Raw genomic sequence first — 10,503 nt, 5'->3', positions numbered from 1 at the left:
CCATCATCTGGGAGTCAGGGCGCCCGAAGTGGTGGGTTTTTCAACGGCCTGCTAGACCGCGCCGGGCCACAGCGCCCGGATCGCGGCAATCCCCTGCGCGCCATGCGCCTGCGCTACGGCCAGATCCGCCTCGCCCATGCCGCCCAGGGCATAGACCGGCAGCGGGGTGCCGCGGGCCAGGTCCGCGAAGGCATCCCAGCCCAGCGGGCGGGCCTCCGGATGCGTGCGGGTGGTGGCCACCGGCGCCAGCACGGCGAAGTCGGCACCGATGGCGGCAGCCCGTGCAAGCTCTGCTGCGTCGTGGCAGGACGCGGCGACCAGGAAATCATCCGACCCGGCGCGCAGCGACGACACGGCCTCGGGACCCAGGGAGCGCAACCGGGCCGCGCTCAGGTGGACACCGTCGGCGCCCACCCGCCGGGCCAGTGCCGGGTCGCTGTTCAGCAGCAGGCGGCCGCCATGGCGATGCACCAGCGCGAGTGCGCGTGCGGCAAGCGCTTCCAGCGCGGCCTCCGGCAAGGTGTGGCTGCGCAGCTGTACCAGGTGTATGCCCGTGGCCAGCGCCTGTTCCAGGTGGTCGAGAAACACCGCATCCGCTTCCGGTTCGGGCGTGATCAGGTAACGCGCCGGGAGGGCCAGGGCGGTGAGGATGGGACGATTGGCGGCCGGAAACGCGAGCTGCGACAGCTCGGCCCCTGGCACCCAGCGCATGGGCTGCCCCTCGTGCGGATGCGGCTCGCCGTCGAAGGCCTCCACCAGCCAGACATCAAGAAACACCCGCTTGTCGGCATAGGCATGGGGAATACCGATCAACGGGCGGGCCTGTCGGGGGGCGATGCCCAGCTCTTCCTGCAGCTCCCGCGCTAGAGCGGCCTCGCGCGTCTCGCCGGGCTCGACCTTGCCGCCCGGGAACTCCCACAGGCCACCCTGATGCTGATGGTCGCCGCGCCGGGTGAGCAGGTACTCGCCGGCCGCGTTGCGGATCGCGGCGGCGACGACGTGAAGATGCTCGGGCATCACGGGCGATGCGCCCTGCTCAGCTGCGGTACTCGGCGTTGATGCGCACGTACTCATGGGAAAGGTCCGTCGTCCAGATGCGCGCACAGGCCTCGCCCCGGTTGAGCTCGACACGGATCGGGATCTCGGCCTGCGCCATCACCGACTGCCCCTGGGCCTCGGTGTAGTCCGGGTCGCGCCCGCCGCCGCGCACGATGCGCACCTCGCCCAGGTGGATGTCGATGCGGTTCACGTCCAGGTCGTCCAGGCCGGCCCGGCCCACGGCGGCGAGGATGCGCCCCCAGTTGGGATCGCTGGCGAACAGCGCGGTCTTCACCAGCGGCGAGTGCGCGATGGTAAAGCCCACCTGCCGCGCCTCCGCCTCGCTGGTGGCACCCAGGACGTCGATGGTGACGAACTTGGTCGCCCCCTCGCCATCGCGCACGATGGCCTGGGCCAGCTGCATGCAGACGGCGTCCAGCGCCGCCTGGAAGGCATCCAGCCCAGCCCCCTCGTCGATCGTCACACCCGCCTTGCCGGTGGCGGCGAGCACGCAGGCGTCGTTGGTGGAGGTGTCGCCGTCCACGGTCACGGCATTGAAGGAGCGGTCGGCGGCCAGGCGCAGACACTGCCCGAGCACGTCGGCCGGCAGGGCCGCGTCGGTGGCCACATAGGCCAGCATGGTGGCCATGTCCGGATGGATCATGCCAGAGCCCTTGGCGATCCCGGTGAGGGTCACGGTACGGCCGTCGATCTCGACCTGGCGCGAGACGCCCTTGGGCAGGGTGTCGGTGGTCATGATGCCGCGGGCCGCATCCATCCACGCATCCTCGGCCAGGGCCGCGACCGCCGATGGCAGGGCCTGGGCGATGCGTTCCACCGGCAGGGGTTCGCCGATCACGCCCGTGGAGAACGGCAGCACCTCCTCGGCCCGGCACCCGGCCGCCTCGGCCAGGGCCTGGCAGGAGGCCTTTGCGGCATCCAGCCCCGGCTGGCCGGTGCCGGCATTGGCGTTGCCCGAGTTGATGAGCAGGTAGCGCGGCGCGGCGGCGGCCAGATGCGCCTCGGCCACCAGCACGGGAGCGGCGCGAAAGGCATTGCGCGTGAACACCGCGGCCGCCGTACTCCCCTCGGCCAGTTCCAGCAGCACCAGGTCGCGCCGGTTGCGATAACGGATGCCCGCCTCCACCGCGGCCAGGCGCACGCCGGCCACCGGCAGCAGCGACGGGGGAGCCTCAAGCCCAACTGCCATAGGACACCTCAGAGAACCAGAACAAATAATGCCCGGCCGCGGGCGGCGGCCGGGGCGAACGCTGCGCTCAGCTCAGCTTGCCGTGGCAATGCTTGAACTTCTTGCCCGAGCCGCACCAGCAGGGGTCGTTGCGACCGACCTTGCGGCCCTCGCGGCGATAGGGCTGGTCCGGAGTCTCTTCCTCGCCTCCCGGCCCGCCGGCCAGGGCGCTCTGCGCCTCGGCGTGCTGGAATTCCATCTCGCGAGCCTTCTGGGCCTCGCGCTGGCGCGCCTCATAGGCGGCCAGCTCCTCGGCACTGGGGATGTGAATGCGCATGAGCATGGCGATCACGTCGTGCTTGATGCGCTCCAGCATGGCCTGGAACATCTCGAAGGCCTCGCGCTTGTACTCCTGCTTCGGGTTCTTCTGCGCATAACCGCGCAGACCGATACCCTGGCGCAGGTAGTCCATGGCGGCCAGATGTTCCTTCCAGTGGTTGTCGAGCACCTGCAGCATCAGGTCCTTCTCGATGCGACGCATGGTCTCGGCACCGAGCCGTTCCTCCTTGGCGGACAGCACGCCCTCCGCCTCGGCCTGGATGCGCTCGCGCAGAGCCTCCTCATGCAGGTCGGCCTCCTGGTCCAGCCACTCCTGGATGGGCAGGTCGAGCCCGAAGTCGTCGTTGAGCACCGCGCTCAGGCCCGGGATGTCCCACTGCTCGTCCATGCTGCCCGGGGCGATGTACAGGCTGATGGTCTCGTCGATCACGTCCAGGCGGATGGCGACGATGGCCTCGTGGATATCCTCGGATTCCAGCAGCTCGGCGCGCTGCTGGTAGACCACCTTGCGCTGGTCGTTGGCCACGTCGTCGTATTCGAGCAGCTGCTTGCGGATGTCGAAGTTGTGGGCCTCGACCTTGCGCTGTGCGTTCTCGATCGCCCGGGTCACCCACTTGTTCTCGATCGCCTCGCCTTCCTGCATGCCGAGGCGCTGCATCAGCTGCTTGACGCGATCCGAGGCGAAGATGCGCATCAGGCTGTCTTCCAGCGACAGGTAGAAACGCGAGGAACCCGGATCACCCTGACGGCCGGCACGGCCGCGGAGCTGGTTGTCGATGCGCCGCGACTCGTGACGCTCGGTGCCGATGATGTGCAGACCACCGGCCTCCAGCACCGCATCGTGACGCTTCTGCCACTCGGTCTTCACCGCCTCGACCTTCGCCGGGTCCGGATTCTCGCCCAGTGCCTCCAGCTCGGCCTCCAGACTGCCGCCCAGCACGATGTCGGTACCACGACCGGCCATGTTGGTGGCCAGTGTCACGGCCGACGGGCGCCCGGCCTGGGCCACGATATGCGCCTCGCGCTCGTGCTGCTTGGCGTTGAGCACCTCGTGCTTGATGCCAGCCTTCTTCAGCAGGTTGGAGAGGTATTCGGAGTTCTCGATCGAGGTGGTGCCGACCAGCACCGGCCGACCGTGCTCCACGCACCACTCGATGTCCTTGCGGATGGCCTCGTACTTGTCCTTGAAGTTCAGGAACACGAGGTCGTTCATGTCGTTGCGGACCATGGGCCTGTGGGTGGGGATCACCACCACTTCCAGGGCATAGATCTGCTGGAACTCGAAGGCCTCGGTGTCGGCCGTACCGGTCATCCCGGAGAGCGTCTCGTACAGGCGGAAATAGTTCTGGAAGGTGATCGAGGCGAGCGTCTGGTTCTCGTTCTGGATCTTCACCCCTTCCTTCGCCTCGATGGCCTGGTGCAGGCCCTCGGACCAGCGGCGACCCGGCATGGTGCGGCCGGTGAATTCATCCACGATCACGATCTGGCCGTCACGCACGATGTATTCGACATCGCGGTGATAGAGCGCATGTGCGCGCAGGGCGGCATTGAGGTGATGTATCAGGTTCATATTGCCGGCGTCGTAGAGGCTCTCCCCCTCCCGCAGCAGCCCCGTCTCGGTCATCAGCGCCTCGACGTGCTCGTGACCGTCCTCCGTGAGGTGCACCTGCTTGGTCTTCTCGTCGACGCTGTAATCGCCCGGGCCATCCTCTTCCTCCTGGCGGACGAGCTTGGGCACCAGGGCATTCATGGCCAGGTACAGTTCGGAGTTCTCCCCGGTCGGGCCCGAGATGATGAGCGGAGTACGTGCCTCGTCGATGAGGATGGAGTCGACCTCATCGACCACGGCGTAGTGGAGGCCGCGCTGCACGCGATCATCGGCCGAGAAGGCCATGTTGTCGCGCAGGTAGTCGAAGCCGAATTCGTTGTTGGTGCCGTAGGTGATGTCCGAGGCATAGGCCGCACGCCGCTCGGCCGGGTCCAGTCCGTTCACGATCACCCCCGTGGAGAGCCCGAGGAAGCCGTAGAGCTTGCTCATCCAGGCCGCGTCACGGCGTGCCAGGTAGTCGTTGACCGTGACCACGTGAACGCCCTTGCCGGTGAGCGCATTCAGGTAGGTCGGCAGGGTGGCGACCAGGGTCTTGCCCTCGCCGGTACGCATCTCGGCGATCTTGCCATCGTGCAGCACCATCCCGCCGATGAGCTGCACATCGAAGTGGCGCATGCCGAGCACGCGGCGACTGGCCTCGCGCACGGTGGCGAAGGCCTCGGGCAGCAGGGCGTCCAGATTCTCGCCGCGATCCAGCCGCTCGCGGAACTCCGCGGTCTTGGCCTGCAGCTCGGCGTCACTCAGGGCCTTGAAGCCCTCCTCGAGGGCGTTGATCTGGTTGGCTGTCTTGCGATATCGACGCACCAGCCGTTCATTGCGGCTGCCGAAGACCTTGGTGAAGAGTTGCGCGACCATAAATAAAGTGGCTTCCTGATGCTTGTCTGTGTTTGGTTATGTCTGGGCGGGAAGACGCAGAGGCACCGAATCATCCGCACGGGCGGCCGTGCCAATGGCACCGGCAGCCGTCGCACCCGGGTGGTGGCGGGTGGCCGGCTCGCCCTGCTGCGCGGTGATGGCCGCCAGGGCAGGCGAAGCGCGGACTATTTTACCGGCTTCACCCCCGCTATCAAGGCATGTGGGCTGGCGGTAGGCAGGGCCCCTCCCGGCGCGCAGGCTGGCAGCCCATCGCACCCATCGGGGGAATGTCCGCAACCGGACATCAGTTCAGGAACTTGGCAGGATCGACATGCCGGCCGTTGTGCAGCACCTCGAAGTGCACATGCGGGCCGGTGGAGCGGCCACTGGTGCCCATTCTGGCGACGACCTGCCCCTTCTTCACCGCCTCGCCCACCTCGACCAGGTGTTCGGAATTGTGCGCGTAGCGGGTGACATAGCCGTTACCGTGATTGATCTCGACCAGATTGCCGTAGCCCCAGCGCTTGCCGGACCAGGTCACGACTCCGCCGGCCACTGCGACCACGTCGGAGCCGTGCTTGCCGGCGAAATCCATGCCGTTGTGCATGGCGGGCTTGCCGGTGAAGGGATCGGATCGTACACCGTAGTAGGAGGAGGTCCAGCCCTTCACGATCGGGCGTCCCTTGGGGTAGACCTCTTTCTGCAGCGACCGGGTCATGATGACCTGGTCCAGTACCTGCAACTGCTGCTCGCGGTCCTGGATCTGGGCCGCCAGCTGGTCGATGGCCGCAACGAGGTCCGGGGCATTGAGGCCGCCATCGGCCAGGGCCTCCTCGGGACCGCCCAGCGCCGGCGGGCTGCCGAAGTCGAATTCCGATGCATCGATATCGGCCATCTTCACCAGCTTGCTGCCCAGGGCGTTGAGGCGGGTGACGTGCCCCTGTAGCTGCCCGAGACGCTGGGTGAGCGCATCGATGTTCGCCTGGGTGAGGTTACGGGCCTCCTCGATCTGCAGGCGCTGCTGCTTGAGCTCGACCTCCCAGCGGGCGACCCGCTCGGTCGGGGCCTTGCTGCTACCCAGGTAGTACCCGAGCCCCAGCAGGCCACCGGCAAACAGCGAGACCATCACCACCGGGATCAGGAAATGGGCCCAGTGCGTGAAATGGACGCTGCGCGGCGCGGCCCCCTTCTTGGAGCAGAAAATGATATTCATCGATCCATCCAGTGAAACTGCAGCTTTCTCCGCATGGGGCTAGAATACCCGTATCATCCGCCCGGGGAAACCTTCGGCGGCGCCCCCCTGCGTGATGCAGAACACGATTCTAACCCCGTTTGCGGGCCACCGGCCCGCCTGATCCAGGTCATTCGTCAGCCCGATGCACCCACTCAACCGACTTCTCGCCCCCAGACTGCTCGAGCAGGCCCGCCTGCTGGAACGGCTGAACTTCAGCCTGCGCGGCCTGCTGCCGGCGCCGCTCGGGGAGCATTGCTGGGCGGCCGGCATACGCGATCAGGAACTCACCCTGGTCACCGATGCCAGCACCTGGGCCTCGCAGCTGCGCTATCTGCAGCGCGAGATCCTCAAGCAGATCAACGCCGAATACGGTGCCGAGTACGGCCTGGCCCTGAAAAAATGCCGTGTGCGCATCGCCGCCCCGCGCGTCACCCGCGACCCCCCGCGCCGCCGACTGAGCCTCAGCCGCGAAAGCGGCCGGGCGCTGGAACGCGCCGCCGGCGCCACCGACGACCCGGAACTCCGGGCCGCCCTACAGAAACTCGCCCGCCGCGCCCCGCGCGGCGATGACTGACGGGACTGCCGCCCGGCTTCAGGCCGGGGCCGCCACCCCGATGCCCTGGCGATAGGAACGCGGGGTGTGCCGCACGTCCTCGAAGCTCACCTGCTCCCAGGCCGTTTCATCCGCCAGCAACGTGCGCAGCAACCGGTGGTTGAGGGCACTGCCGGCCTTGTGGCCGCCATAGGCGCCGATCAGGCTGTGTCCCAGCAGATAGAGATCGCCGATGGCATCGAGGATCTTGTGCTTGACGAACTCGTCCTCGTAACGCAGCCCATCCTCGTTGAGCACGCGCTGATCGTCCAGCATCACGGCATTCTCGAGACTGCCACCCAGGGCCAGCTGGCGCTCGCGCAGCTGCTCGATGTCGCGCATGAAACCAAAGGTGCGGGCCCGGCTGATCTCGCGGACGAAGGAGGTGGCGGCAAAATCCAGCTCGGCCTGCTGGCCGCTCTGGCGAAACACCGGATGATCGAAATCGATGGTGAAGCCGACCTTGAAGCCGTCGAAGGGCTCGAGCTGGGCCCAGCAGTCCCCGTCCTCCACCCGCAGGCGACGTTTGATGCGGATGAAATGCTTGGGTGCAGACTGCTCCTGGATGCCGGCGGACTGGATGAGAAAGACGAAGGGGCTGGCGCTGCCGTCCATGATGGGCACCTCCCCCGCGCTGAGATCGACGTAGAGATTGTCGATCCCCAGGCCGGAGAGCGCCGAGAGCAGGTGCTCGACCGTGGAAACCCGGGCGCCGCCCGCCCCCAGGGTGGTGGACAGCGGCGTGTCGCAGACATTGTCGGGATGCGCGGGGATCGCCACCGGCACCTCGAGATCGACGCGCCGGAACACGATACCGGTATCCACCGGTGCCGGCCTCAGGGTCAGGACAATCTGTTCCCCGGTGTGCAGGCCGACGCCGGTCGCCCGGATCGTGTTCTTCAGTGTGCGCTGGCTAATCAATCTCTCGCATCCCGCTGCAGGTGTCTTGGTCTTGTCGCAATAAGCGGGCCAGTCCGCCATGCGGCGAAATGGCGCCATTGTGCGCTGATTGGCCTCGAAACCGCACCATTATGGCACATTCGAGGAGAATCGCATCGGGTTTGTGCAATCCCGCGGCCAATCGCTGTCGCCGGGCCCAGCGCATGCTAGCGCGTTCCCTCGGGCATAACCGGCACCCGCGCACACTTCGCGCACCTGTCTCCCGGGTCAGTCGGCCTGCTTGCGCAGGAAGGCCGGGATGTCCAGGTACTCCATGTCGAACTCGCCGCGGGGGTCGTAGGCCGGGCCGCCGTTCACCGCCTGCTTGCGCATCACGGTGGGGCGTTCGAGGTTCTCGTAGTTGACCTCGCCGTCGGCCTGACGCTCCACCACCTTCATTGCCGGCTTCTCGACCGGGCGCGGCGCACGGGCACCACTGCCCTCCAGGCCGGTGGCCACAAGGGTCACGCGCAGCTCGTCGCTCATCTCCGGATCGATCACGGTACCCACCACCACGGTGGCGTCGTCGGAGGCAAAGGCGCGAACGGCCTCACCCACCTCCTCGAACTCACCGATGGAGAGATCCAGGCCCGCGGTCACGTTCACCAGGATGCCCTTGGCCCCGGCGATGTTCACGTCCTCCAGCAGCGGGCTGGAGATCGCGGCCTCGGCGGCCTCGCGGGCACGGCCCTCGCCACTGGCCGAACCGGTGCCCATCATGGCCATGCCCATCTCGGACATGACGGTGCGCACGTCGGCGAAGTCGACGTTGATCAGGCCCGGGCGGGTGATCAGCTCGGCGATGCCCTGGGTGGCACCCAACAGCACGTCGTTGGCGGCGGAGAAGGCGTCCAGCAGGCTCACGCCCTTGCCCAGCACCGTCAGCAGCTTCTCGTTCGGGATGGTGATGAGCGAGTCCACGTACTTGGACAGCTCCTCCATGCCCTGCTTGGCGATATGCATGCGCTTGGCGCCCTCGAAGGGGAAGGGCTTGGTGACCACGGCCACGGTGAGGATGCCCATCTCCTTGGCGACCTGGGCCACCACCGGCGCCCCGCCGGTGCCGGTACCACCACCCATGCCGGCGGTGATGAAGAGCATGTCCGCCCCCTGGATGCACTCCTGGATGCGCTCGCGATCCTCCAGCGCGGCCTCGCGGCCCACGTTCGGATCGGCACCGGCACCAAGGCCCTTGGTGATGTTGTTGCCCAGTTGCAGCGTGGTGCGGGCCGCCACGTTCTTCAGGGCCTGCGCATCGGTGTTGGCGCAGATGAAATCCACGCCCTCGATGTTGGCCTTGACCATGTGTTGGACGGCGTTGCCACCGCCGCCGCCGACGCCGATGACCTTGATCACGGCGTTCTGTGCGTAGTTGTCCATCAGCTCGAACATGATGATTCTCCTCTTGGTGTCACTCTTGTGCCATTGAAAGAACCCTCCCGCACACCGGGAGGACCCAGACCCTTAAAAATTCCCCTGAAACCAGCTCTTCATGCGGCGCATCACGCCGTTGAAGCCGCCCTCGTGGCGGATATCCACCCCGCCGCTGCCGCGGCACTGGTGGGCAAACAGCAGCAGCCCCACGCCGGTGGCGTAGATCGGGTTGCGGACCACGTCCACCAGCCCGCTCACGCCCTGCGGCACGCCCAGGCGTACCGGCATGTGGAAGACCTCTTCGGCCAGGTCGATCACGCCTTCCATCTTGGCCGAGCCGCCGGTGAGCACGATGCCCGCGGCCACCAGGTCCTCGAAACCGCTGCGGCGCAGCTCGGCCTGCACCAGCGTGAGCAGCTCCTCGTACCGGGGCTCCACCACCTCGGCCAGGGTCTGGCGCGAGAGGCGGCGCGGGGGACGGTCGCCCACGCTGGGCACCTCGATGGTGTCGTCGGGATTGGCGAGCTGGCGCAGCGCACAGGCGTACTTCACCTTGATCTCCTCGGCGTGCTGCGTGGGCGTGCGCAGGGCCACGGCGATGTCGTTGGTCACCTGGTCGCCGGCGATCGGGATCACGGCGGTATGGCGGATCGCGCCTTCGGTGAACACGGCCAGGTCGGTGGTGCCGCCGCCGATGTCCACCAGGCACACGCCCAGTTCCTTCTCGTCCTCGGTGAGCACCGACTGGCTGGAGGCGAGCTGTTCGAGGATGATGTCGTCCACTTCGAGCCCGCAGCGGCGCACGCACTTGACGATGTTCTGCGCCGCGCTAACCGCGCCGGTGACGAGATGCACCTTGGCCTCCAGGCGCACGCCCGACATGCCCACCGGCTCGCGCACGCCTTCCTGTTCGTCGATGATGAATTCCTGCGGCAGGATGTGCAGGATGCGCTGGTCGGCCGGAATGGCCACGGCGCGGGCCGCATCGATCACGCGATCCACGTCGGTGGGCATCACCTCCTTGTCCTTGATCGCCACGATGCCGTGCGAATTGAGGCTCTTCACGTGGCTGCCGGCGATACCCGCATGCACGGCGTGAATCTGGCAGCCGGCCATCAGCTCCGCCTCCTCGATCGCACGCTGGATCGACTGCACGGTGGACTCGATGTTCACCACCACGCCCTTCTTCAGGCCGCGCGACGGGTGCGAACCGATACCGATGATCTCGATCCGGTTCTCGTCGTTCACCTCGCCGACGATGGCCACCACCTTGGAGGTGCCGATATCGAGGCCGACAATCATGCCTTTCTCAGTCTTCTTGGACATCGCGTCTC

8 protein-coding genes are annotated in these 10,503 nt (G+C 67.1%); 1 reads left to right on the top strand and 7 read right to left on the bottom strand.

The window, feature by feature from the left end; genetic code table 11:
* Positions 1-51: 51 nt before the first annotated feature.
* The 4 genes from HUJ28_10380 to HUJ28_10365 all read right to left on the bottom strand — a co-directional run bounded on the left by HUJ28_10380 (position 52) and on the right by HUJ28_10365 (position 6,243).
* Positions 52-1,017 (bottom strand): Nudix family hydrolase, encoded by a 966-nt coding sequence (locus tag HUJ28_10380; protein ID MBD3619870.1) that lies wholly within the window; start codon positions 1,015-1,017, stop codon positions 52-54.
* Between the two features lie 19 nt (positions 1,018-1,036).
* On the bottom strand, positions 1,037-2,248 hold the full coding sequence (gene argJ / locus HUJ28_10375; protein MBD3619869.1) for a bifunctional glutamate N-acetyltransferase/amino-acid acetyltransferase ArgJ: 1,212 nt from the start codon (positions 2,246-2,248) through the stop codon (positions 1,037-1,039).
* A gap of 67 nt (positions 2,249-2,315) precedes the next feature.
* The gene (gene secA / locus HUJ28_10370) at positions 2,316-5,030 is read right to left on the bottom strand and encodes a preprotein translocase subunit SecA (GenBank protein ID MBD3619868.1); all 2,715 of its coding nucleotides are present in this window, start codon (positions 5,028-5,030) and stop codon (positions 2,316-2,318) included.
* 304 nt (positions 5,031-5,334) lie between these two features.
* Positions 5,335-6,243, bottom strand: coding sequence for a peptidoglycan DD-metalloendopeptidase family protein (locus HUJ28_10365; GenBank protein MBD3619867.1), 909 nt, complete (start codon positions 6,241-6,243; stop codon positions 5,335-5,337).
* Positions 6,244-6,406: 163 nt separating this feature from the next.
* Here HUJ28_10365 and HUJ28_10360 point away from each other — a divergent pair, with 163 nt between their 5' ends.
* A complete protein-coding gene (locus tag HUJ28_10360) occupies positions 6,407-6,838 on the top strand; it encodes a DUF721 domain-containing protein (GenBank protein MBD3619866.1) in 432 nt (143 codons plus the stop codon).
* Positions 6,839-6,856: 18 nt separating this feature from the next.
* Here the strand turns inward: HUJ28_10360 and HUJ28_10355 are convergent, their stop codons facing one another.
* The 3 genes from HUJ28_10355 to ftsA all read right to left on the bottom strand — a co-directional run bounded on the left by HUJ28_10355 (position 6,857) and on the right by ftsA (position 10,495).
* The gene (locus tag HUJ28_10355; protein MBD3619865.1) at positions 6,857-7,777 is read right to left on the bottom strand and encodes a UDP-3-O-acyl-N-acetylglucosamine deacetylase; all 921 of its coding nucleotides are present in this window, start codon (positions 7,775-7,777) and stop codon (positions 6,857-6,859) included.
* Positions 7,778-8,023: 246 nt separating this feature from the next.
* Complete coding sequence (ftsZ, locus tag HUJ28_10350) at positions 8,024-9,187, bottom strand: cell division protein FtsZ (protein MBD3619864.1); 1,164 nt, start codon at positions 9,185-9,187, stop codon at positions 8,024-8,026.
* 72 nt (positions 9,188-9,259) lie between these two features.
* Positions 9,260-10,495, bottom strand: coding sequence for a cell division protein FtsA (gene ftsA, locus HUJ28_10345; GenBank protein MBD3619863.1), 1,236 nt, complete (start codon positions 10,493-10,495; stop codon positions 9,260-9,262).
* Positions 10,496-10,503 lie beyond the last annotated feature (8 nt).

This window comes from Chromatiales bacterium, assembly GCA_014762505.1.
Classification (GTDB): Bacteria; Pseudomonadota; Gammaproteobacteria; order SpSt-1174; family SpSt-1174; genus SpSt-1174.
The sequence above is the reverse complement of the archived record's forward strand: the minus strand, read 5'-3'. Positions and strand labels throughout refer to the sequence as shown.

Bases quoted from the DNA above. Each gene is read 5' to 3' on its own strand.
- HUJ28_10380 (MBD3619870.1), bottom strand. From the start codon at position 1,017: ATGCCCGAGCATCTTCACGTCGTCGCCGCCGCGATCCGCAACGCGGCC.
- argJ (MBD3619869.1), bottom strand. From the start codon at position 2,248: ATGGCAGTTGGGCTTGAGGCTCCCCCGTCGCTGCTGCCGGTGGCCGGC.
- secA (MBD3619868.1), bottom strand. From the start codon at position 5,030: ATGGTCGCGCAACTCTTCACCAAGGTCTTCGGCAGCCGCAATGAACGG.
- HUJ28_10365 (MBD3619867.1), bottom strand. From the start codon at position 6,243: ATGAATATCATTTTCTGCTCCAAGAAGGGGGCCGCGCCGCGCAGCGTC.
- HUJ28_10360 (MBD3619866.1), top strand. From the start codon at position 6,407: ATGCACCCACTCAACCGACTTCTCGCCCCCAGACTGCTCGAGCAGGCC.
- ftsZ (MBD3619864.1), bottom strand. From the start codon at position 9,187: ATGTTCGAGCTGATGGACAACTACGCACAGAACGCCGTGATCAAGGTC.
- ftsA (MBD3619863.1), bottom strand. From the start codon at position 10,495: ATGTCCAAGAAGACTGAGAAAGGCATGATTGTCGGCCTCGATATCGGC.